The following is a 22,194-nucleotide window of genomic DNA, read 5'->3' as shown; positions in this document are numbered from 1 at the left end:
ATAGTAACGCAACCAACTTATTTTCATTCTAATTACCCATAAATATAACCATTCATGCTGCCATCGATAGAACACCGTCTTGCTAAAGAACTTGCTGTAAAACTGACACAAATTCTATCCACCGTTAAATTATTGGACGAAGGCGCCACCGTGCCTTTTATCGCCCGCTATCGCAAAGAAGCCACCGGTGGACTGGATGACGTGCAACTGCGCTTGCTGGAAGAGCGCTTGCACAGTTTGCGTGAACTCGAAAAAAGGCGGCTTGCGATCATTCTAGCGATCGAAAAGCAAAACAAAATGACCCCGGAACTGCTCGATGCTATCACGCATACCGAAGACAAAGCGCACCTGGAAGATTTGTATCTGCCGTACCGCAAAAAACGCCGCACCAAGGCGCAAATGGCCCATGAAGCCGGTTTGCAGGCGTTGGTGGATTCACTGTTGAATAACCCGATGCTCAATCCGGAAACCGAAGCAGCCAAATATCTTAAAGCGCCTTTCACCACTGGGGAAGGTGACAATCCCGGCGTTGCCGATACTGCTGCCGCGCTGGAAGGCGCACAGCACATCCTGATGGAACATTTCTCCGAACAGGCGCCGCTACTCCAGACGCTGCGTGAATACTTGCGCACGCATGGCATCTTGACCGCCAAAGCCGCTAAGGACAAAAAAGACAGCGACACCAAATTCACCGATTACCATGACTACGCAGAGGCGATCAGCAAAATCCCGTCGCATCGCGCGCTGGCCTTGCTGCGCGGTGAGCGCGAAGCAATTTTGAAGTTAAAGCTACACCTGGATTCCGAAATCGAAGAAAAAGCGCGCACGACCACGCTCAATCCGTGCGAGCTGTTGATCGCCCGGCAATTCAGCATTCACGATCAAAAACGCCCGGCCGATGCCTGGTTGATCGATACGGTTCGCGCGAGCTGGCGCACGAAAATCTTTGCGCATCTGGAAACCGAGTTCATGAGCAGCCTGCAGGAACGCGCCGAAACGGAAGCGATTCAGGTTTTCGCGCAAAATCTCAAAGCCCTGCTGCTCGCCCCGCCCGCCGGTCCGCGCGTCACCATCGGCCTCGATCCGGGGCTACGCACCGGCGTGAAAGTCGCGGTCGTCGATGCCACCGGAAAAGTATTGGCCACCACCACCATTTATCCGCACCCGCCGAGAAATGACTGGGATTCTGCGCTGCAGACGTTAAAGCAACTGGCCGAGCAACATCAAGCAACGCTGATTGCGATTGGTAACGGTACCGCATCTCGGGAAACCGATCATCTGGCGAAGGATCTGATTAAAAAATACCCGCAACTCAAACTCACTTCGATCATGGTATCCGAAGCCGGTGCCTCGGTGTATTCCGCTTCCGAACTCGCTTCCGAAGAATTACCGGATCTGGATGTGTCGCTGCGCGGCGCCGTGTCGATTGCGCGCCGGTTGCAAGATCCGCTGGCCGAACTGGTCAAGATCGACCCCAAATCGATTGGCGTCGGCCAATATCAGCATGACGTTGATCAAAACAAATTGGCGCGCTCACTCGATTCCGTGGTGGAAGACAGCGTCAATGCCATCGGTGTCGACGTGAATACCGCTTCTCCGGCTTTGCTGCGCTATGTCGCCGGTCTCAGCAGCAAAATCGCGCACAATATCGTCACGCAACGCAACACCAAAGGCAGGTTCGTTAAGCGTACAGACTTGCTGAAAGTCCCCAGCCTAGGTGAAAAAACCTTTGAACAAGCCGCCGGATTCTTGCGCATTGCCAACGGTACGAACCCGCTCGATGCTTCCGCCGTGCACCCGGAATCATACCCGCTGGTCGAGCAAATCCTCCGTGACGTCAGCCTGGATGTCAGTGGATTGATCGGCAATCAACCGGTGCTAAAATCCATCCGCCCGGAAAAATACGCGAATGCGCAATTCGGCCTGCTGACCGTCAAAGACATCCTGCACGAACTCGAAAAACCCGGCCGCGACCCGCGCTCCACGTTTAAAACTGCCACGTTCAAGGAAGGCATCGAAACGATGAAGGACCTGCACTCCGGCATGGTGCTCGAAGGCGTGGTCACCAACGTCGCCGCGTTCGGCGCGTTTGTCGACATCGGCGTGCATCAGGATGGACTCGTGCATATCTCCGCATTGGCGGATAAGTTTGTCAAGGATCCGCATACGGTTGTTAAGGTGGGGCAAGTGGTTACCGTGAAAGTGTTGGAGGTCGATGAGAAGCGCAAACGGATAGCGTTAACAATGCGGTTAAGCGATGGCGCAGTGACAAAACATTATTGATCCGGCCATTAAAAAGATTTATTGAAACTCCGTATTCCGGTCTTCTCTGCTATAAAAAATCGAACTGTTTAATAGCCGACTCTATAACCTCGATTTCTCTGCGATTCAATTCCTGACAAAAACCATCAGTTGTTATCATCCGGTTCCGACGCAGATTCAAGTAGCCAAGCAAACTGCGCAGGAACCTGAATGTTCTCATCGCGTATGCGCCGCTTGATATGTTGCAACTGAGTCCTTATCGCCATTAATTGTTTGATTTCATCGGCTGTCGGTTTTCCGCTATCCGCCAGACGAAGCAACAGGTTATTCAGGCTATCCGCCAGAGCCGGACCGTACGCGGCGAAGTTGTCCTGCGCCAGCTGCTCATAGATCTGCACCGCGCGCTCGATCGCAGCCAATCCATCCGCGCGCTGCCCGCCCTCAGCCAGATCAATCGACAAGTTATTCAGGCTATCCGCCAGATCCGGGCCGTACGCGGCAAAGTTGTCTTGCGCCAGCTGCTCTCGGATCTGCACCGCGCGCTCGATCGCAGCCAATCCATCCGCTCGCTTTCCGCTATCCGCCAGATGGACAGACAGGTTATTCAGGCTCCTCGCCAGATTCGGGCCGTACGCGGCGAAGTTGTCCTGCGCCAGCTGCTCATAGTTCTGCACCGCGCTTTGATCGGTTGCGATGGCCAACGGTAACAGTGTGTGCTCCAGATTGTTCCGGCTTAAGGCGGCATTGACTGTGGCACTGCGCTCGAAATCCCGGCTGATCCAGTCGATCAGACTTTGCAGCGGCCACGGCCGTTTCAGGATAAATTGCGCGTCGTGAATCAGCCGCCCAAGAATGGAACTGGCTTCACTGCTATCCATGGCTGCAGCCAGTGCGCAGTATTGCCACGCCCCGGTTTGATCGCCGGCGACTTCGGTCAATGCATAGTGCAGCAGGTCGGCGGCGAGCAAATCGGGCTGCAATGCGTGAATACCACCGTCCAACCACAGACTGGTTTGTTTGATCTGGGGTAGCTTGGGCAAACGGCAATCGAGCGGCAGGGTTTCACTGGCCTGGATTAACTGGCGCAATGCCGCACTGTCCAGTTTTCCGGATATTCCGGCCAGCGCGCGCAGCATTACCAGGCTGTAGAAATCGAGTGACAATTGCTTGGCTTCCTTGACCAAGCGGTTGACTTCGTATTGCTGCACCAACGCGCGCAGGATCGCCGGTGCGCTTAAGTCTTGGGCATCGGGTTGCAACATGCGGTGTATCGCCATCGCCAGCACAAACAGCGGACGCTGGTGCGCTGTATTGAGTTGCTGCCATTGCTGAAAGCTGGATTCCGTCAGCGGCAAAGGCGGCACGGCAAGCTGCTGGCGTCGATGCAATTGCTGCCACGCGGCTTGAAATAATTCCCAAGCGTTAGAGTCACCGGTTGTCAACCCCGTTAATTCAAAACCGGGCGTCATGATCGTTTGTGCGGTCTGCGTCAGTTGTTTCAGAAAATCCCCGTTACGCCCCAGCAATAAAACGCGCAGCTTGCATGACAACGATTGCCGAGCGAGCGCGTCCAACAATGCGCTGACTTTTTCCGGGCGTTGTTCCGGGTAATCGATGACCAATAATGTTCCCGCACCGGCGGTATACCAGCAACCACTCAGCCCCTGCGCTTCACCCGCCTGCCAGCCTTTTTGTTCGCGCAATTGACGGGCGAATTCGAACGCCAGCCGGGTTTTTCCGGTACCACCCTCACCAATGATCATGCGGCTGCTGATCGGATTCGGCGAATCCGTCCAGTCGTGCAAGGCTTTGAGTTCCTGCTCGCGGCCAATCAGGTCGGTCAGGCGGCTTTTCCAGCTCAGCAGGTATTCAATGCTATCTGCATTGAAGCTGCCGCTGAGATCGGGAATGTTGAGACAGCGCTTGCCCTGGCCTTCGCTCACCCAATATTCGTTTTCCTGCCATTCGAAACATAAACCGCTCAACCACTGTTGCAAGGTTTGCAGCAGATCGGCGGGCGCAGCCGCTTCGGCCCGGATCAATTGGCGCAAATGCGCCGGATCTTCACCGCGCACCAATCCGGCCAGCACACGATGCGGCAGGGGATCGTCCAGGGTATGAAATTTCAAGGCGTTGGCGCCTTGCAGAAACAGCGAACATTGCGCAATGTGTTCGGGCGACGCGCCCGGCAACAGCACCGGAATGATGCAGTGCTGACGTTGCTGAATTTGGCGCCGCAACGCTGCATCGGCTTCGGCTTGTTGGTACGGGCCGATGCCGTTTGTGCCAAAAAAAATCAGGATCGTGCGGCTACCGCTGAGCTCATTTTCCAGATTCCGCATCCATTGATCGCCCGGCAAAATATCCCATTTATCCAGGAAGCATTTCACCCCTTGTTTTTCCAGCGTAGCAGCGATGATCTCTACCGACGGCTTGTCGGCGCCGTTATGCGATAAAAAAGCATCATTTGAATAATTGGTCATTCATCACCCATGAACCTATGCGCAAAGAGGCGAATCCCCCGGCAGCAGTGCCGATGATAAATCGCCCGGGCATCGGGCGGGAATTTTTTTAACGAGGTAGGGTGGATCAGCGAAGCGCCATCCACCTAGCCCAGAGGTTGCGGAACTCGATCAGAATGGCACTTTTCCGCGAAGCCTGGTTGCATGCGATGTTTCCGGTACTGGAACGCCGACACTTCAGAGCGAGGCTTATGTGTCTGGATCTATGATTTACGCTTCAAATTCTCAGAACTACCGTCTTCTTTCCGCTACGGCGTGTGCCGCCAAAATGATCACTCCGGCTGGGAAATGTTCCGGCAGCGGGGATTGTTCTATATTGACTAACAACGCAGCTACAAAACACATATTTCACGATAGAATGTACCGGCAACACAAGCATTGTCATTCAGTTTATGATGTCGTTGTCATCACACAAGGAGAATCATCATGGCAAAAGGACAGCAACGCAAAAACAAAGAAGCAAAGAAACCTAAAAAAGAAACACCCAAGTAATCAAAAAACCGAGGTCGTGAATTAAGAAAATCTCTGCCTCTCCATCCTTGATTCACGACTTAATCCCGTCAACTACTGAAATTTATAATGGTAGAGACTGCGGATAAAAATAGGCAGTGCCTTTATTTTTCCATGCTCTATCTAAATTTATTTATGCATCATGAGGAGCATCGTGTCTCAATTGAAGCCATCTTTTATTCAAGACATCCGCAATGCACTTGGTAAATCGCAATTTACACCTGAAGATTTCGATCTCGACTTCCCAAAGGCAGGGCATTTTCTGGTAAAGATCACATTTATCCACAAACCCGAATACTCTCTTGCACTGCTTGAGGACGTGAAACAAGAACAAGTAACCGTCGAACAGAAATATTTGATGAGTTCCAGGACAGAACGAATTCGCCAAGTTATCTACTCCATAAAAGCAGTACCTGGTCGATTCAAGGTTGAATCAGACATTGAGGTCTCAGAGCCTGGTGATGTCCTAGAAGAGATACCAAAATGGTGTGAAAACATCAGAGCAGACCTCTATGCACTCACTCCACCAGTACAAGACCCGCTTGAGCTCCTGCGCCAGCAATTCAAGGCAAGCCTTGATGAGCTAGTCAAAGAACCAGAAGCGTACTTTAGCGACAATGAATTATCCGTAGTCGACAAGCGATTCGATCAGCTATACGAAGATGTCGCTCAGCTTCGTGAGCAATACTCACTGACAAAGCAACAACTCGCGGAATTCCAGAAGGAACTTGACGAATTCAAGAAAAGTGCTCGCGCCTATCCAAAGGGCCTTTGGGCACGAATTACCTGCAACAGACTGGTTAAGGCTACCGGACAGATTATCAATTCTCCAGAAGGTCGTACTCTCATATTTGAACAGATACGAAAAGCTCTTGGTCTAGCTGATAACGCATAACTCTTCATCCAACCGAAAATCCGATGGTATAAGTTGCAATACAATATATTCCGCCTATCGATATCTTACATCACGCATCACTTTAACAACGGATGATCCTTGGGCAGTTGTTTGGCATACCACATCGTCAGTTTATGCCGCATGGATTTTTCGGCGACTTGATCTTCCGGTAACGGCTGCATGACTTTATCGTGCACCAACAGGCGATAAATGTAGAGCAGTTTTTCACTTGCCGAATCAGTCGCTTCAAATTCGACCACGCCCCGGCCCTCCGCATACTTCACGCCAGCCAGCATGGCTTCTTTGAATAAAGCAGCTTCATTTTTTAGTTTTTTCATGGCGATCCTCGTTAAGTGTGTGCAATCCCCATGATACCCCGGCATGAAGATACAGCCATCTTATTTGCCAGCCATTGCTATAAAGCAGCATACCGGCTGACTTCCTGGGCAAACCGGCGAAAGTCTTGCAAAGAATTTTGGCAGATTGCATAAACAATTTCCCAATTAATCGCTTCATAGTTATGCACGGCGATATTTCTAAAACCGATCGATTTTTTTAAATGCTCGCAAGTATCGGATGTGATGATGTCCAGTTCATTGAGTGTCGTAAAAACTTCGCCCATAGTTTGCGGAGAGGGTTTATTGGCCGTGCTGATAATATGGCTGCCGATATCAACACAAAGCTGGACAGCCCGAGTGAGGTTAATAACCAATATGTCTTGCAAATCCAGACTCTGAACCAGAAGATTGATATTATCCGGTTTTTTATCTTCAATGCGTTGAATGCAGCGCCGCAGCGATTCAATCTTTTCCGCAAGAATCAATTGATCCATTTATTGCGCCTCTCGGTCAGGATTCGCTGGTGCAGCGGAAGAAAATCGGCGACGTTCAGTAAATGCCGGGTTAACAGCTCGGCATACGCGGCATCACCACCAATCAGCCGGATTCCCTTAAATACCTGGCCCGTAATGGGTTCCGGCACATGATACAAATCAACAATGTCGACCGGGCGGCCAAATTCAGCGCCGATGATTTGTATCAGTTGCAGTTTAAAGTCTGCAGTGAGCGGCGCTTGCGCCAATATGCCCAGATCGACGTCACTGTCCGGGCGCGCATTGCCTGTCGCCTGTGAACCAAACAAAATTGCCAGCTTGATTTCCGGGTATTGCAACAGTAATGTGGTTAATCGGCTATGCACCCGCAACTTTCCCCCACGAATCGCGCAAGGTCACGGCGCGGTTAAAGACAGCCTTACCGGGTTTCATGTCGATGCGGTCGGCAATGAAATAGCCGTTGCGTTCAAACTGGAAACTTTGTTCGGGCTGCGCATCACAGAGCGATTGTTCCACATATGCGGTGATGATTGCCTTTGAATCAGAATTGAGCGATGTTTTGTAATCCTTGTCGCCGCTATCCGGGTAGGGATCGGTAAACAAGCGATCGTACAGGCGTATTTCCGCCGGTTGCGCGTGCTTGGCGGAAAGCCAGTGGATATTGCCTTTGACTTTACGGCTTTCCGATCCGGGAGTTCCACTTTTGGTATCCGGGTCGTAGGTGCAATAGATTGCCTCGATTTCACCCTGCGCATTTTTATCCACTTGCACGCATTTGACGATAAAAGCGTAGCGTAATCGCACTTCCGCACCAGGAGACAGGCGAAAATAACCTTTAGTTGGCACTTCCATGAAATCATCACGTTCGATATACAATGTTTTGGAAAAAGGAATCGTGCGTTTACCCCATTCCGGTTTTTGCGGATGATTCGGCGCAAAGCAATCTTCTTGCTGATCTTCCGGATAATTGTCGATGATCAGTTTCAGCGGCCTAAGTACGGCAATGCGGCGCGCTGCGCTTTCATTCAGATCTTCACGCAAGCAGTCTTCCAATATGCTCATATCAATCCAGGAATCCGCTTTACTGATACCAATCCGGTCGGCAAACAACCGGATCGAACGCGGCGTAAAACCACGGCGGCGTACACCGGCAAGCGTGCTCAACCGGGGATCATCCCAGCCATCCACCAGTTTGCTCTCCACCAGTTCAATTAATTTACGTTTGCTCATGACGGTGTAAGTCAGATTGAGGCGAGCAAATTCGATTTGCTGCGGATGGCACGGCACTTTGCCGGCCAGTTGGTCCAATACCCAATCGTACAATGGCCGGTGATCTTCAAATTCCAATGTGCACAAGGAGTGCGTAATTTTTTCCAGTGCATCGGAAATGCAGTGTGTATAGTCGTACATCGGATAAATGCACCATTGGTTGCCGGTGCGCTGATGATGCACGTGGCGGATACGGTAAATCACCGGGTCACGCATATTGATGTTGGGCGAAGCCATGTCGATCTTGGCTCTCAGCACATATTGACCATCCGGGAATTCACCAGATTTCATGCGTTGGAACAAATTCAGATTTTCTGCAATGGGACGATCCCGGTAAGGACTATTTTTTCCGGGACTGGTCAGTGTGCCGCGCATCTCGCGGATTTCCTCCGCCGTGAGACCTTCGACGTAGGCCTTTCCCTGATTGACCAGATACTCGGCAAATTCATATAATCGATCAAAATAATCGGAAGAATAATAAAGATGCTTGCCCCAATCAAAACCGAGCCAGGATACACTGTCACAAATCGAATCGACGTATTCCTGCGCCTCTTTCTCCGGATTGGTATCGTCAAAACGTAAATGACATACGCCACCATAATCATGCGCAATGCCAAAATTAAGACAGATACTCTTAGCGTGACCAATGTGCAAGTAGCCATTGGGTTCGGGCGGAAAGCGTGTTTCCACGCGTCCATTCCATTTACCGGTACGATTATCCTCATCAATGATATTACGAATAAAATTGGAAGATACTGACTCAATAGGTAAATTAGTTTCGGATTTCTCTTTCAAAGCTCGTCTCTCGGCATGTAATTGATATGTTACTGTAAAATACCACACATGGTGTCTAATTATCAGAAGTTCGCTCGAACTGATTGTTCGAATGTCAGCAGAGCGTCTCCCGGCAGATTATAGCGACGATTAACGTAAAAGCCACCACCCTTGATAGACTACTCGCCGCTGCATGCTTCAGTTTAGGGCTCATCTTTAGCCAAGCATAAAATAACTCGTTCTAAATTTGACTTTTACCCGTGTCTGACATAGAATTCCCGGCTCTTTTTGAATAAGCAGGACAGGTTTTCGTGAAAACATTTTCAGCCAAACCACGCGAAGTAAGTCATGACTGGTTTGTCATTGACGCGACCGATAAAGTACTTGGTCGGCTTGCTTCGTTAATTGCCCATCGTTTACGTGGCAAACATAAACCCATCTTCACACCGCATGTTGATACCGGTGATTATATTGTCGTTGTCAATGTCGATAAGTTGCGCGTTACCGGCAATAAAATGGACGATAAAATCTATTATCGCCATACCGGCTACCCAGGTGGAATATATGAAACTAACTTTAGGAAAATGCATGCGCGTTTTCCAGGCCGCCCTCTTGAAAAAGCGGTTAAAGGTATGTTGCCCAAAGGACCGCTGGGATATGCGATGTTAAAAAAACTTAAGGTATATGCGGGTGATGCACACCCCCATGCCGCTCAACAACCCAAACCACTAGAAGTTAGGGCCTAATTTATGACCACTCAATATAATTATGGAACCGGCCGGCGTAAAAGTGCTGTCGCACGTGTTTTTATCAAACCCGGAAAAGGTGAAATCACCATCAATAACAAACCCATTGATGACTTTTTTTCACGCAAGACCGGTCGCATGATTGTAAGACAGCCGCTGGAATTAACAAATAATTCCACCACATTTGATATCATGGTAAACATCCATGGCGGTGGTGAATCAGGCCAGGCAGGCGCAGTCCGGCACGGTATTACCCGTGCATTGATTGATTATGATGCGACACTGAAACCTGTATTAAGCAAAGCTGGTTTGGTTACCCGTGATGCACGGGAAGTTGAGAGAAAAAAAGTTGGCTTGCGTAAGGCGCGGCGACGCAAACAATTCTCTAAACGATAATTCTTTATTATTGTTTGGATCTAAAAAGCCGCCTCTTATCAGGCGGCTTTTTTATTTGATATTTAGCAAATAGGCATACGCCTTCTGAAAAAACAGCAGGAGTCACGATGGTCAATGTAGGCATTGTTGGTGGAACAGGGTACACAGGTGTGGAATTACTGCGCTTACTGGCACAACACCCAAAAGTCAAAATCAAGGCAATTACCTCACGTAGCGAAGCGGGCATGAGTGTCGCCGAATTATTTACTAATCTGCGAGGACATATCGATCTCAAATTCAGCGACCCTGCTGATGCCAAACTCAACAAGTGTGATCTGGTATTCTTTGCCACTCCGAATGGTATCGCAATGCAGCAAGCCGAATCCCTCCTTAAAGCTGGCGTTAAGATCATCGACTTGGCCGCTGATTTTCGCATCAAGAATGTGACCGAATGGGAAAAGTGGTACGGCATGCAACATGCCTGCCCCGGCCTGGTCGCTGAGGCGGTATACGGTTTACCGGAAATTAACCGCGAACAAGTCAAGAATGCGCGTTTGATTGCCAATCCTGGCTGCTATCCAACAGCGGTACAACTTGGCTTTTTACCGCTGATTGAAGCGGGAATCATTGATTTGGATTACCTCATTGCCGATGTCAAATCGGGCGTATCCGGTGCAGGCCGAAAAGCCGAAGTACATACGCTGCATGCTGAAGCATCCGATAATTTCAAGGCCTATGGTGTTCCAGGACACCGGCATCTCCCAGAAATCAGACAGGGCCTTGCCAATGTAGCCAAGCGGCCGGTCGGCCTAACATTTGTCCCGCATCTGGTACCGATGATTCGAGGCATTCATGCAACGCTCTATGGCAAACTGACCAAACAGATTGACTTGCAGGCACTCTACGAGAAACGCTACCAGAATGAAGCTTTTGTCGACGTGTTACCCGCAGGCAAGCACCCGGAAACCCGCTCGGTACGCGGTTCGAATATTTGCCGTATTGCCGTGCATCAACCACAAAACAGCGACACGGTCGTGATACTATCAGTAACTGATAATCTGGTAAAAGGCGCGGCAGGGCAAGCAATACAAAATATGAATATAATGTTCGGTCTACCTGAAACACTTGGCATTAACCAAGTTCCACTTTTACCTTAATGTGCTATTATTTCTGATGCATCAGAATCTGATTACGATTACAGAAAGAGGATCTTCATCAATACCGGCAACATTGTTATGATCATGTGCAGATAATTTGAATATCCTTTTATAGAGCGCCACAGGTGTACAAGTTTTTCCAGAAAAAACCCAAGATTCTTTCTCCTCGCGTTGTCGTGCGCCCGCATCTGTCTTGGCAATTTCTCCTAACAGCAATTATTATTTGCGGCTCATTATTAACTCTGCTGTCATGGGGCATGTACGAAGCTGGCAGGCAATCAGTAAATACACAAAATGACATTGACCAAGAAAAGTTAGCGCATTCTTATGATCCAGGAAATTGCAGACAAACAAAAAAGCAAAAATTATGCAATCAGATCGGTGATTTGATACAACAATTACAAATCAGCAATACCGCCAATGAGAATCTTGCTGAACAAGTAAAATCGCTTGCTAACGAGAATGATCATTTAAAGGAAAAACAGGCGTTCTTTCAGCATCTAATAGCCAGCAATACAAAAAATGGCCTTTCGATATATCATTTTAGTTTGAAAGAAACACAGACTCCTGGTAAATACCGCTATGCGCTGACACTCATCCAGGGCGGAGAAAGGCCTAATGATTTCAAGGGAAACCTAAGATTCCAGGTTAAGCTGTTGCAAAATGATCAAAGTAAAATCATACCGCTTACCAACAAAAATGCCACGCAAGACTTTCCTGTCAAATTCAAGTCTTTTCACAGACTGGAAGAAACTTTCAATGTACCCCCTGATACCATCGTAGAAAACTTGCAAGTGCAAATTTATAAAAATAATGACAACAAGGCCATATTAACCGAAACTGTGCAACCGGCATTGTGAAGGAGAAGAAATATGTTCGGCAGGAAAAAGAAAAAATCGCTTCACCCCCATATTGATACCTTGATCGGTGCAAACACGCATATCACAGGAGATATTAATTTCACAGGCGGTCTGCGAATTGATGGACACATTTCCGGTAATGTCATAGCAGCCGATGATGAACATAGCACACTGGTACTCAGCACTGAAGGTAGCATAACAGGTAAAATAAAAGTCGCCAATGTCGTAATCAATGGCACAGTAACCGGCCCTATTCAGGCACAAGAGTATCTGGAATTACAAGAAAAAGCGAAGGTATATGGCGACGTTCAGTACGGTTCTTTAGAGATTCAACTGGGCGCCTCGGTGGAAGGAAAAATGATCCACCAGAGCAAACCGGATGCTGAGAGTGCGCAACAACCTGAGACAATGATAGCATTAATGCCATCCGCAGTAGAAAAGCAGCATATTCCCACAGAAAACGATGCGGTATAATGAAATGCGCGATGAACCATTGGGTATTTTAGAAACCTAAAGATAACAAACAACTATGAAACTATGACTGTAGGAACTACTATGAGCACTGAAACTAATACGCCTCTCTTATTTACTGATAGCGCCGCTTCTAAAGTCAAACAACTCATTGAAGAAGAAGGGAATAATAATCTTAATCTCAGAGTTTTTATCAGTGGTGGCGGCTGCTCTGGCTTCCAATATGGTTTTACTTTTGATGAATTGATTAATGAAGATGACACCATTATGGAAAAAAACGGCGTCAAACTGCTAGTTGACCCAATGAGTTTCCAGTATTTGATCGGTGCTGAAATCGACTATCAAGAGAACCTGCAAGGCGCCCAATTTATCATCAAAAATCCCGGCGCCACCAGCACTTGCGGTTGCGGGTCATCGTTTTCCGTATAAGTCATCTGCATCAATAGGGGAATAAATTCAGGCTGGATAAATCGCTCCCAGAATCCTGTCTCCTTTCGCGCCGGTAACGGCAGCCAAGCTTCCAGTTTTACGCAGCATCGTTTGCTGTGCCAGCCAGGCAAATGCAAAGGCCTCCACCCAATCTACTGCCACACCCAATTGATCGGTCAGCGCCACCGCCTTTCCTGGAATGACATCGATCAAGCGATCCAGCAGTAAAGTATTATGTGCGCCGCCACCACAGACATAGACTTCTTCAGCAGTCTGGCAGTATTCCTGTATCGATCTGGCAATTGTTATCGCTGTTAATTGCAGCAATGTGGCTTGCACATCTTCCGGCGTTTCATTCCCCATTAATTTTTTTTCCAGCCACTGAACATTAAACAAATCCCTTCCAGTACTTTTTGGGGGCTGGCGCAAGAAAAAATAGTCCGCCAATAGCGCTTCCAGCAAGACAGGAATAATCCGGCCTGTGGCTGCCCATTGTCCATTGTTGTCATATGTTTTTCCGGTATGACGCAAACACCAGGCATCCATTAGAAGATTTCCTGGACCGCAATCGAAGCCGATGATTGAGTGAGAGGGATCAAGACTGGTTATATTAGCGATACCGCCGATATTGACAATAACGCGATGGCAATCGGGATGCTTGAAAACCGCATCGTGAAAAGCTGGAACCAAAGGAGCGCCCTGACCGCCTGCAGCGATGTCGCGGCTTCTGAAATCAGCGACTACTGTTATCTGAGTTAACTCAGCCAGTAAAGCGCCATTGACAAGCTGAATCGTATAATTTTTTTCTACTTCTGGGCAGTGTCTAACCGTCTGCCCGTGACATCCGATTGCGACAATCTGTTGGGGTGCGATACCGGCATTTTCCAACAAGCCCGCAGTAGCTTGTGCATAAAGACAGGACAATTGGTTACTAAGAATTGCGGCGCGATTGAGTTCATCATAACCGGGTTGATGCAATAACAGCAATTGCTCACGCAATTGATCATCATAAGCGCAAAAAAAAGTTTGCAGTAAAACCGGCGTGGAGCTACCAAAATCAACCAGAACGGTATCGACACCATCCAGGCTTGTGCCTGACATGATGCCTATAAATAGCGAGCCGATTTCAACTATCCTTCAGTGCTTTGGAAAGGGTTTCAATACTGATTTTCATCAATGTAAATTGGCGGTTCTGTTAAAAAACCGCCAATTACACGTTTTATTCCTTATTATTCTAGCGATGCGAGTTGAATATTACGCATGATATTTAAACGCGCGACCAGCGAGTGAGTCTCCTTCTGGAAAGTATTCAAATCACGCTTCGCAATCGGCGGGGCAGTCGGAAGAACAACCTTTGTCGGATCGCGTTGCACACCGTCAACACGTAATTCATAATGTAAATGCGGGCCCGTTGCCATACCGGTCGAGCCAACATAGCCAATCACATCCCCCTGATTAACCCGCTTGCCTTTGCCCATCCCGCTTGCAAAGCGAGACAAATGGCCGTACGCTGATTCATACTTGCCATTATGTTTGAGAACAACCAAATTGCCGTACCCTTTTTGTGAGCCGGAGAATGAAATGATCCCACTTGCCGTTGCTCTTACAGGAGTTCCGGTCTGTGCGGCATAATCAATGCCTCGATGCGCACGCCATTCTTTAAGGATTGGATGAAAACGTGCATTCGTGAAACCTGAGCTGACACGCGAGAAAGCCAGCGGCGAAAGCAAAAATGCCTTGCGTAAACTTTCTCCTTCCGGCGTGTAATAGCCATCTGCACCGTTAGATGCTTTGAAATAGATTGCCTGATGGGATTTTCCCTTATTGATAAACTCAACTGCTAATACACGGCCTGTTTTAGCGCGTTTACCATTATCATTCGAGAATGTTTCATACACGACCGTAAAGCGGTCACCCTGACGCAAGTCCCGATAAAAATCGATTTCCGATGCAAATATTTCAGTCAGCTGCATGGCGATATTGTTGGGTATACCCGCGTTATCGGTCGCAGCAAACAGAGAACTGTTGATGACACCGGATTTCATATGAATCTGAGTATCGAGCTCAATCGATTGCTCAGTCATTTTGAATACATCATCTGTCTTTTCCATCAAAAACAGTTCTTCGTTGCCAAAGAAGTAGCGCAGTGTCAATAACTCGCCATCGGCCGTAGTCTGCGCATAGATGGTTTTACCTGGCTTCAGTTGGCGCATCGCACGGCTTCCCCGTGCTGCCTGTAAAAACTCAGTCGAATCCTGATTACTGACATCCAGCCGATTTAAAATCGCTGCGATGGTATCGCCACGCCGGATGTTTTCCTGGCGCCAGAAAGTGTGATTGGTTTGAGTCTCGGAGAGAACATCTGGAATGGATAGATCAAGGACTACTTCTTCTACTTGAATTTCTTCAAATGAGCGCGTATTGGGTGCAATTCCAAACGCAGTGACGATACCGAATAATGGTATGCTGGATAATGCCACCAGCCAGCGAATTGTTTTTTTTGTTAGTTTTGATGAGTTTTGAGCTAGAATCCTTTGTTTACTGCTAAGTAGTGAATATAGCATCTATGAAGTACCTCCAGTCATTTGTATCATTTACAGACAGGCGCGAGTCTAACATGAAAATAGTCAATTTGTACTAGAGTACAACTAGGAATGTCCTAGTAAAATATTTCCACATATTAAAATATTAATAAAAATCCTTGACTTACATCTATCGTGAATAAATCAATAAAATCCCAGCTTGAAATTATAAAACGCGGAAGCCACGAACTATTAGTTGAAACAGAGCTGGAAAGTAAGCTTATTTCTGGGAAACCCTTACGCATCAAGGCTGGTTTTGATCCAACCGCCCCGGATTTGCATCTGGGTCATACTGTCTTACTCAACAAACTGCGCCAGCTACAGGATATGGGACACCACATTCTGTTTCTGATTGGTGATTTCACGGGCATGATTGGTGATCCAAGCGGGAAAAACACTACTCGTCCGCCGCTGACCCGCGAGCAAGTTGCGGAAAACGCCAAATCCTATACCGCCCAGGTTTTTAAAATATTAAAACCTGAGCATACGGAAGTGGTGTTTAACTCATCCTGGATGGACAAACTGAATGCCGCCGATCTCATCAAATTAGCTGCCACACATACGGTCGCACGTATGCTGGAACGGGATGATTTTGACAAACGCTACAGCAACAATCAGGCAATCGCCATTCATGAATTTCTTTATCCCTTAATCCAGGGCTATGATTCCGTTGCACTGAGGGCTGATCTTGAATTGGGCGGAACCGATCAGAAATTTAACTTGCTCATGGGGCGAGAACTGCAAAAGCACTTTGGACAATCGCAGCAATGCATACTCACAATGCCGTTGCTGGAAGGACTGGATGGTGTCAATAAAATGTCCAAGTCTTTAAATAATTACGTGGGTATCACCGAAAGCTCGAAAGAGATTTTCGGCAAGCTGATGTCCGTATCGGATCAGCTCATGTGGCGTTACTTCGAACTGTTATCTTTTGAATCTTTGCAAACCATTCAGAAATGGCGCGAAGAAGTACAGGAAGGACGCAATCCGCGGGATATTAAGGTAAAGCTCGCACAGGAAATTGTCGTGCGTTTTCATAGCCAACAGGATGCGGCGGAAGCACTCGCCGATTTTGAGGCACGCTTTAAACATGGCGCATTACCTGATGAAATACCGGAAAAAATAATTCAGGCACAAGATAATGAGATACCTTTGGTACAAATATTAAAACTGGCGGGATTAACTGCCAGTACCAGTGAAGCGCTCCGTATGATCGATCAGGGTGCCGTCAAATTAAATGGCGAAAAAATAGAAGACAAATCAACCAAAATCATGCGCGGAGAATCCGTCGTCATACAAGTGGGCAAAAGAAAGTTTGCCAAAGTCGTTATCCAGTAATTCCCTCATCCAGCTTGACGCGTTGTGTCTCAATTATTCTGTTTGGAATCAAAAATCCGGCATGCCATTTGTGAAATAGCGCAAATAAATTGCAAGTAATTATATAATCAAGTATACTGCTCGGCTAAGGTTGATTGGGGCTATTTTTGAAACTTCCTGATCAAGTTTATCTGGTTTCATCGTTCCTGGCCTCTCTTCAATTTTTCAAGTTTCTCCGGAAAATGTGCAGCAATCTTGGTTAGCGGCGATGCTTTATTTAATGCGCTAGCAAGGCTATGCTCCATTCTATGGCGTTCTCCTGGCTCGTGCGTCCAATTCTCACTTTTTAGGAAAACGACGTGTCTTTTGAAGATCTGAACTTAAATCCATCTATTATTAAAGCAATTCAAGACGCAGGGTACACAACCCCTACGCCGATTCAGAAACAAGCCATACCTGAATTACTGTCAGGTCACGATATCATGGCATCTGCACAAACAGGAACCGGCAAAACAGCCGCCTTCATGTTACCAGCACTGCATCTCCTGGCTACACCGGCAAAAACACCTGGTCGTGGCCCACGCGTTTTAGTACTGACCCCGACGCGTGAACTTGCACTGCAAGTCTCCGAAGCAGCCCTGAAATACGGCAAATACCTCCCACGTACAAAAGTCGTCAGCATACTGGGTGGCATGCCTTATCCATTGCAGAACAAACTGTTATCACAACCTGTCGATATTTTAGTCGCCACACCGGGACGTCTGATTGACCATATACAACGTGGCCGGATTGATTTCAAACGATTAGAAATGCTCGTATTGGATGAAGCAGATCGCATGTTGGACATGGGTTTTATCGATGATGTTGAAACGATTGCAGCCGCTACACCAGCCACGCGGCAAACCCTATTGTTTTCTGCTACTTTGGATGGCGCGATTGATAAGGTTGCAGCGAAACTTTTAAAATCTCCCAAACGAATTCAAGTGGCTTCTCAGAAAGCAAGGCTCGATAATATTGAGCAACGATTACATTATGTAGACGATATGTCGCATAAGAATCGTTTATTAAATCACGTATTACGTGACGAAGCTCTCAAACAAGCCATTGTTTTCACAGCAACCAAACGTGACGCGGATACATTGGCCGATAACCTCTATGCGCAAGGTTATGCAGCAGCTGCGTTACATGGCGACATGAATCAACGCGAACGCACCCGCACACTCACCAAACTTCGCAGTGGCGGATTACGTGTTCTGGTGGCAACGGATGTAGCCGCCAGGGGTATTGATATCGCTGATATTACGCATGTGATCAATTTTGACTTGCCTAAATTTGCGGAAGACTACGTGCACCGCATTGGCCGTACTGGCCGTGCAGGTGCTGCAGGTGTTGCAGTCTCCTTTGCATCCAACAGGGATAGCGCGCATCTGACAAAAATCGAACGCTATACCGGGCAACGCATTGCATCGCATATTATTCCCGGCCTGGAACCCCGTATCAAACAACGCCCCCAGAGCAGTGGTTTCAATGGCGCGCCGAGCGTGGCCCAGAAACGTAAACGCACACCGTTAGCACAAAATGGCCGTCAAAACTTTAGTGCGCCGCACGAATTCAAAGGCAATAGTAATAATGATAACGGAAACAATCGCCGTGGTCGCCCATTCGATCAGGAAAACCGTGGCAATTCTTTCCGCACCAATAGCAACCCCAAAGCCGGTTACCAATCGGCCCGTCCTAAGTAACACGCAGTAAAACCGCTTTGTTCCGGGTGACTCGGAGCAAAGCGGTTCATCAACATCACACCAATATATTTCGCACTGATCTTGTTAACAAACTACTAATGGATCATTTCGAAAATATCATCTCTACTTTGCTTGAAGCTGAGGGTTATTGGGTGCGCAGATCGTTCAAGATCAATGTGACGAAAGAGGAGAAACATCTAATTGGTAAACATTCGATTCCCAGACCAGAGATTGATCTTCTTGCATTCAAATTTTCCGCTAATGAAGTGCTTGCCCTCGAGGCAAAATCTTTTCTTGATTCGTTCGGCGTTAATTTCGAACAACTTCAGGAAAAACACGAAGTACCAAAGGGAAGATACAAGTTATTTACGTCCGAGAATTATCGTTCAATCGCGCTCTCCAGATTGCTTTCAGATCTCGTTGCTTGCGGGGTTATGGCAGATGCTAATACAAAGATCACTCTTGGCCTCGCTGCTGGCAAGGTTTACCAAAATCGGAGTGACCCAATCCGAGAATTCATGTCAGACAGAAATTGGTTTTTTTGGTCACCTGAAGATATCAAAGAAAAAGTTGAAGCTCTCGCGAAGCGCGGTTATGAGAACGATCCAGCCATCATTACTGCTAAGATTCTGATGCGGTAAAACATAGAAATTCCGGTGCAATGCGCTTCGCTTATTGGCACCCTACCAACGTCCGTTTCCGCAATATCTGCACAATCCGATAAGCCGCATATGCCGCAATCAGGTGCTTTAGCGTATGGCCGCTGATCCAGCCATCCGTCCAAACAAATATTTGCCCATCCAGCACTTCAGCCAGTTTCGCAATCGCATACAAAGCAATCACTTGATAAACATAGCTGCCGCGCGTGTAACGCGATGGAAAACGCAGGCTGATCCAGACAATCAGCAGAATCGAATAAAACTGCATCACAATATAAAAGTTCAAGTTGCCCGTGCCTTGCAGTTCAGTCCAATACCAATACAACACGCTAAATACGGCTGAAACGACAAGCAGGGGTAATGCCCACAAACCGGCAGCCGGGCTTATGCGGTCAACCAGCGTTGCGGACAGCAAAGCGGCAATACCGATGACAATGGGCAACCGATCCCACATCAAATGATCAACATCCGGCGTCCAGTGATAATACATCGATCCGAGTGCGGCTGCGGTCACACTGAAAAATAACACCCCGTACGGTAAGCATTCTTTGAGGTCATGAAATGTGGTTTGCGAAGGTGCCCGATAAACCCGCAACAGAAACACCAGCCCAGCACTGCCGCTGAGAAAAAAAGCCAGGTTGGAAATGACATCATTGAAATTGGGAATACCGGAAAAACTGCGCTGATCGGCGAACTGGTGGTAATTGGCTGGCTGCGGAACGGGTGGCAGGATCATTGCGGCAGCAACGACCAAAACCGTTATCCCCGCGAGTATCCAGAGCTGCCGGTGCATTTCCATTAAATCAGTCCTTGATTACGTTCGTGGTGATCTTGTCGAACCATGAATGTAATCAACTGCTTCAATGTTTTTCTAATGCATATGTGCAACTGCATCCCTGATCCGCGCAACGGCAATGATGTCCATGCCTGGAATGGCTTGTTTGGGCTTATTGGCTAGCGGAATGATGGCTTGTTTAAAACCCAGTTTCGCCGCTTCTTTCAGTCTTTCCTGTCCGCGTTGCACCGGGCGTATTTCGCCAGCCAGGCCCACCTCACCGATGACGATCATTTTTTCCGCCAGCGGTTTATTCTTCAGCGACGAGACTACCGCCAGTAAAATCGCAAGATCAGCACCCGGTTCGGTAATTTTCACGCCGCCGACGGCATTGACGAACACGTCTTGATCGAAACAGGGGATCCCCGCGTGGCGGTGCAATACCGCGAGCAGCATGGCTAAGCGGTTTTGTTCCAAACCGACGCATAACCGGCGCGGATTGGGCGAGCGCGCTTCATCGACCAATGCCTGTATTTCAACCAACAGCGGGCGCGTGCCTTCTTGTGTGACCATGATGCACGATCCCGGCACTTGCGTGTCATGATGCGAAAGAAACAGTGCCGAAGGATTCTTGACCTCACGCAATCCCTTTTCGCTCATAGAAAACACACCCAATTCATTGACCGCGCCAAAACGATTCTTGAAAGCGCGGATCATGCGAAAACTGGAATGCATATCGCCTTCAAAATACAGCACCGTATCGACCATATGTTCCAGCACACGCGGACCAGCCAGCGCACCTTCCTTGGTCACATGACCAACCAGAATAATGCAAATTCCGCTTGCCTTCGCCAAGCGTGTTAATTGTGCTGCACACTCGCGCACTTGCGCAACAGATCCCGGCGCGGACTGTAATACCTCCGAATAGATCGTCTGAATAGAATCAATCACGGCTACAGCCGGTTTCCGTTCAATCAGAACAGACTGGATTTTCTCCAGTTGAATTTCCGCAAATAAATTAACTGTTTCCACATTCAGCGCTAAACGCTTGGCGCGTAATGCCACTTGGTGCGCGGATTCTTCACCGCTTACATACAATACAGAGCGATGACTCGACAAATGGGAGAGTGCTTGCAGTAATAATGTCGACTTACCAATACCAGGATCCCCGCCTAATAGCACCACACCGCCTTGCACCAGACCACCGCCAAGAACCCGGTCAAGCTCATCCACACCTGTCGGATAGCGCGGTTCTTCACGCGCTTCGATAGTACTTAAATTTTGCACCTGACCGACTTCTGATACTGGACTGAACCGCGATACAGATTTCTCTGCAATGGTTTCTATTAAGGTATTCCATGACTGGCAATGCGGACACTGCCCTTGCCATTTTAAGGTTTGCCCGCCACACTCAGTACACGAGTAGATCGTTTTCTGCTTGGCCATCGCTCAACAGCTAATCATAAACTTCGGCAGCATTGAATGAGATTCCACGCGCATCCTTTTCAGACAGAATTGGCTGCTTGCCAGCAAGCGGCCAATCTATCGCCAAAGTTGCATCATTCCACACAATGCAGCGCTCGTATTCAGGCGCCCAGTAATCAGTCGTGTTATATAAAAACTCCGCATAATCAGAGAGGACTATAAACCCATGGGCAAAGCCTGCCGGAACCCATAATTGTTTTTTGTTCTCTGCGCTGAGTATTTCTCCCACCCATTGTCCAAAAGTTGGGGATGAACGGCGGATATCCACTGCCACGTCGAATACTTCTCCCACCACCACACGCACCAGCTTTCCTTGGGCTTGTTTGATCTGGTAATGCAAGCCGCGCAAAACATGTTGAATGGAACGTGAGTGATTACTTTGTACAAAGTTTATTTTTTCCCCTACTGCTGACTCAAATTCACGCTGATTAAAACTTTCGAAAAAGAACCCGCGTTCATCGCCAAAAACACGCGGTTCAAATAACAGAACTTCTGGAATAGCCAACTGGGTTGATTTCATCTATCGGTCTCG

The 22,194-nt window shown here is 48.0% G+C and carries 22 protein-coding genes; 12 read left to right on the top strand and 10 right to left on the bottom strand.

Annotated features, from left to right (window positions below; translation table 11 throughout):
* Positions 1–54: 54 nt before the first annotated feature.
* Positions 55–2,283, top strand: a complete 2,229-nt coding sequence (locus tag NIT79A3_RS03460; RefSeq protein ID WP_013964875.1) for a Tex family protein — start codon at positions 55–57, stop codon at positions 2,281–2,283.
* 125 nt (positions 2,284–2,408) lie between these two features.
* Here NIT79A3_RS03460 and NIT79A3_RS03455 read toward each other — a convergent pair whose 3' ends face one another.
* The gene (locus NIT79A3_RS03455; RefSeq protein ID WP_348225707.1) at positions 2,409–4,391 is read right to left on the bottom strand and encodes a tetratricopeptide repeat protein; all 1,983 of its coding nucleotides are present in this window, start codon (positions 4,389–4,391) and stop codon (positions 2,409–2,411) included.
* Here NIT79A3_RS03455 and NIT79A3_RS19290 point away from each other — a divergent pair.
* Together NIT79A3_RS19290 and NIT79A3_RS03445 are read left to right on the top strand one after the other, a co-directional pair.
* Entirely contained in the window at positions 4,380–4,718 is a 339-nt protein-coding gene (locus tag NIT79A3_RS19290) for a hypothetical protein (protein ID WP_348225706.1), read from the top strand. The two genes, NIT79A3_RS03455 and NIT79A3_RS19290, sit on opposite strands and share 12 nt — an antisense overlap.
* Before the next feature lie 730 nt (positions 4,719–5,448).
* Positions 5,449–6,189 carry a hypothetical protein gene (locus NIT79A3_RS03445; protein WP_013964873.1) on the top strand — a complete coding sequence of 247 codons (741 nt, stop codon included), beginning with the start codon at positions 5,449–5,451 and terminating at the stop codon, positions 6,187–6,189.
* A 77-nt stretch (positions 6,190–6,266) separates the two neighbouring features.
* Here NIT79A3_RS03445 and NIT79A3_RS03440 read toward each other — a convergent pair whose 3' ends face one another.
* The 4 genes from NIT79A3_RS03440 to NIT79A3_RS03425 form a co-directional block, all read right to left on the bottom strand.
* Complete coding sequence (locus NIT79A3_RS03440) at positions 6,267–6,527, bottom strand: DUF5062 family protein (protein ID WP_013964872.1); 261 nt, start codon at positions 6,525–6,527, stop codon at positions 6,267–6,269.
* 77 nt (positions 6,528–6,604) lie between these two features.
* Entirely contained in the window at positions 6,605–7,021 is a 417-nt protein-coding gene (locus tag NIT79A3_RS03435) for a DUF86 domain-containing protein (protein ID WP_013964871.1), read from the bottom strand.
* On the bottom strand, positions 7,009–7,386 hold the full coding sequence (locus NIT79A3_RS03430) for a nucleotidyltransferase domain-containing protein (protein ID WP_013964870.1): 378 nt from the start codon (positions 7,384–7,386) through the stop codon (positions 7,009–7,011). Before NIT79A3_RS03430 ends, NIT79A3_RS03435 begins: the two co-directional genes overlap by 13 nt.
* On the bottom strand, positions 7,379–9,085 hold the full coding sequence (locus NIT79A3_RS03425; RefSeq protein ID WP_083817939.1) for a glutamine--tRNA ligase/YqeY domain fusion protein: 1,707 nt from the start codon (positions 9,083–9,085) through the stop codon (positions 7,379–7,381). Before NIT79A3_RS03425 ends, NIT79A3_RS03430 begins: the two co-directional genes overlap by 8 nt.
* Before the next feature lie 290 nt (positions 9,086–9,375).
* On the opposite strand from NIT79A3_RS03425, the gene rplM reads away from it, so the two are divergent.
* The 6 genes from rplM to erpA all read left to right on the top strand — a co-directional run bounded on the left by rplM (position 9,376) and on the right by erpA (position 13,102).
* The gene (gene rplM, locus NIT79A3_RS03420; RefSeq protein WP_013964868.1) at positions 9,376–9,810 is read left to right on the top strand and encodes a 50S ribosomal protein L13; all 435 of its coding nucleotides are present in this window, start codon (positions 9,376–9,378) and stop codon (positions 9,808–9,810) included.
* Positions 9,811–9,813: 3 nt separating this feature from the next.
* Positions 9,814–10,206, top strand: a complete 393-nt coding sequence (gene rpsI, locus NIT79A3_RS03415) for a 30S ribosomal protein S9 (RefSeq protein WP_013964867.1) — start codon at positions 9,814–9,816, stop codon at positions 10,204–10,206.
* A gap of 107 nt (positions 10,207–10,313) precedes the next feature.
* Positions 10,314–11,342 (top strand): N-acetyl-gamma-glutamyl-phosphate reductase, encoded by a 1,029-nt coding sequence (gene argC / locus NIT79A3_RS03410; protein ID WP_013964866.1) that lies wholly within the window; start codon positions 10,314–10,316, stop codon positions 11,340–11,342.
* Between the two features lie 125 nt (positions 11,343–11,467).
* Positions 11,468–12,202, top strand: a complete 735-nt coding sequence (locus NIT79A3_RS03405) for a DUF6776 family protein (protein ID WP_013964865.1) — start codon at positions 11,468–11,470, stop codon at positions 12,200–12,202.
* A gap of 12 nt (positions 12,203–12,214) precedes the next feature.
* Positions 12,215–12,676 carry a polymer-forming cytoskeletal protein gene (locus NIT79A3_RS03400; RefSeq protein ID WP_013964864.1) on the top strand — a complete coding sequence of 154 codons (462 nt, stop codon included), beginning with the start codon at positions 12,215–12,217 and terminating at the stop codon, positions 12,674–12,676.
* A gap of 81 nt (positions 12,677–12,757) precedes the next feature.
* The gene (gene erpA, locus NIT79A3_RS03395) at positions 12,758–13,102 is read left to right on the top strand and encodes an iron-sulfur cluster insertion protein ErpA (protein WP_013964863.1); all 345 of its coding nucleotides are present in this window, start codon (positions 12,758–12,760) and stop codon (positions 13,100–13,102) included.
* Between the two features lie 27 nt (positions 13,103–13,129).
* Here the strand turns inward: erpA and NIT79A3_RS03390 are convergent, their stop codons facing one another.
* Positions 13,130–14,236: an anhydro-N-acetylmuramic acid kinase gene (locus tag NIT79A3_RS03390; RefSeq protein ID WP_041360109.1), complete on the bottom strand. Its 1,107-nt coding sequence runs from the start codon at positions 14,234–14,236 to the stop codon at positions 13,130–13,132.
* Between the two features lie 95 nt (positions 14,237–14,331).
* Positions 14,332–15,666 (bottom strand): peptidoglycan DD-metalloendopeptidase family protein, encoded by a 1,335-nt coding sequence (locus NIT79A3_RS03385; protein ID WP_013964861.1) that lies wholly within the window; start codon positions 15,664–15,666, stop codon positions 14,332–14,334.
* A 153-nt stretch (positions 15,667–15,819) separates the two neighbouring features.
* On the opposite strand from NIT79A3_RS03385, the gene tyrS reads away from it, so the two are divergent.
* From tyrS to NIT79A3_RS03370, 3 genes are all read left to right on the top strand, one after another.
* The gene (gene tyrS, locus NIT79A3_RS03380; RefSeq protein WP_013964860.1) at positions 15,820–17,022 is read left to right on the top strand and encodes a tyrosine--tRNA ligase; all 1,203 of its coding nucleotides are present in this window, start codon (positions 15,820–15,822) and stop codon (positions 17,020–17,022) included.
* A gap of 338 nt (positions 17,023–17,360) precedes the next feature.
* The gene (locus NIT79A3_RS03375; RefSeq protein WP_013964859.1) at positions 17,361–18,743 is read left to right on the top strand and encodes a DEAD/DEAH box helicase; all 1,383 of its coding nucleotides are present in this window, start codon (positions 17,361–17,363) and stop codon (positions 18,741–18,743) included.
* Between the two features lie 98 nt (positions 18,744–18,841).
* A complete protein-coding gene (locus NIT79A3_RS03370) occupies positions 18,842–19,384 on the top strand; it encodes a hypothetical protein (protein WP_013964858.1) in 543 nt (180 codons plus the stop codon).
* 31 nt (positions 19,385–19,415) lie between these two features.
* Here NIT79A3_RS03370 and NIT79A3_RS03365 read toward each other — a convergent pair whose 3' ends face one another.
* From NIT79A3_RS03365 to rfbC, 3 genes are all read right to left on the bottom strand, one after another.
* Positions 19,416–20,201 carry a hypothetical protein gene (locus tag NIT79A3_RS03365; RefSeq protein ID WP_013964857.1) on the bottom strand — a complete coding sequence of 262 codons (786 nt, stop codon included), beginning with the start codon at positions 20,199–20,201 and terminating at the stop codon, positions 19,416–19,418.
* A 72-nt stretch (positions 20,202–20,273) separates the two neighbouring features.
* On the bottom strand, positions 20,274–21,623 hold the full coding sequence (gene radA, locus NIT79A3_RS03360) for a DNA repair protein RadA (RefSeq protein WP_013964856.1): 1,350 nt from the start codon (positions 21,621–21,623) through the stop codon (positions 20,274–20,276).
* Positions 21,624–21,633: 10 nt separating this feature from the next.
* Positions 21,634–22,182, bottom strand: a complete 549-nt coding sequence (gene rfbC / locus NIT79A3_RS03355; RefSeq protein ID WP_013964855.1) for a dTDP-4-dehydrorhamnose 3,5-epimerase — start codon at positions 22,180–22,182, stop codon at positions 21,634–21,636.
* Between the last annotated feature and the right edge of the window lie 12 nt (positions 22,183–22,194).

This window comes from Nitrosomonas sp. Is79A3 (assembly GCF_000219585.1).
In the GTDB taxonomy this organism is placed as follows: Bacteria; Pseudomonadota; Gammaproteobacteria; order Burkholderiales; family Nitrosomonadaceae; genus Nitrosomonas.
The sequence above is the reverse complement of the archived record's forward strand: the minus strand, read 5'-3'. Positions and strand labels throughout refer to the sequence as shown.

Bases quoted from the DNA above. Each gene is read 5' to 3' on its own strand.
- NIT79A3_RS03440 (WP_013964872.1), bottom strand. From the start codon at position 6,527: ATGAAAAAACTAAAAAATGAAGCTGCTTTATTCAAAGAAGCCATGCTG.
- NIT79A3_RS03400 (WP_013964864.1), top strand. From the start codon at position 12,215: ATGTTCGGCAGGAAAAAGAAAAAATCGCTTCACCCCCATATTGATACC.
- NIT79A3_RS03385 (WP_013964861.1), bottom strand. From the start codon at position 15,666: ATGCTATATTCACTACTTAGCAGTAAACAAAGGATTCTAGCTCAAAAC.
- NIT79A3_RS03365 (WP_013964857.1), bottom strand. From the start codon at position 20,201: ATGGAAATGCACCGGCAGCTCTGGATACTCGCGGGGATAACGGTTTTG.
- radA (WP_013964856.1), bottom strand. From the start codon at position 21,623: ATGGCCAAGCAGAAAACGATCTACTCGTGTACTGAGTGTGGCGGGCAA.
- argC (WP_013964866.1), top strand. From the start codon at position 10,314: ATGGTCAATGTAGGCATTGTTGGTGGAACAGGGTACACAGGTGTGGAA.
- NIT79A3_RS03460 (WP_013964875.1), top strand. From the start codon at position 55: ATGCTGCCATCGATAGAACACCGTCTTGCTAAAGAACTTGCTGTAAAA.
- erpA (WP_013964863.1), top strand. From the start codon at position 12,758: ATGAGCACTGAAACTAATACGCCTCTCTTATTTACTGATAGCGCCGCT.
- rfbC (WP_013964855.1), bottom strand. From the start codon at position 22,182: ATGAAATCAACCCAGTTGGCTATTCCAGAAGTTCTGTTATTTGAACCG.
- NIT79A3_RS03370 (WP_013964858.1), top strand. From the start codon at position 18,842: ATGGATCATTTCGAAAATATCATCTCTACTTTGCTTGAAGCTGAGGGT.
- rpsI (WP_013964867.1), top strand. From the start codon at position 9,814: ATGACCACTCAATATAATTATGGAACCGGCCGGCGTAAAAGTGCTGTC.
- NIT79A3_RS03435 (WP_013964871.1), bottom strand. From the start codon at position 7,021: ATGGATCAATTGATTCTTGCGGAAAAGATTGAATCGCTGCGGCGCTGC.
- NIT79A3_RS19290 (WP_348225706.1), top strand. From the start codon at position 4,380: ATGAAATTTCAAGGCGTTGGCGCCTTGCAGAAACAGCGAACATTGCGC.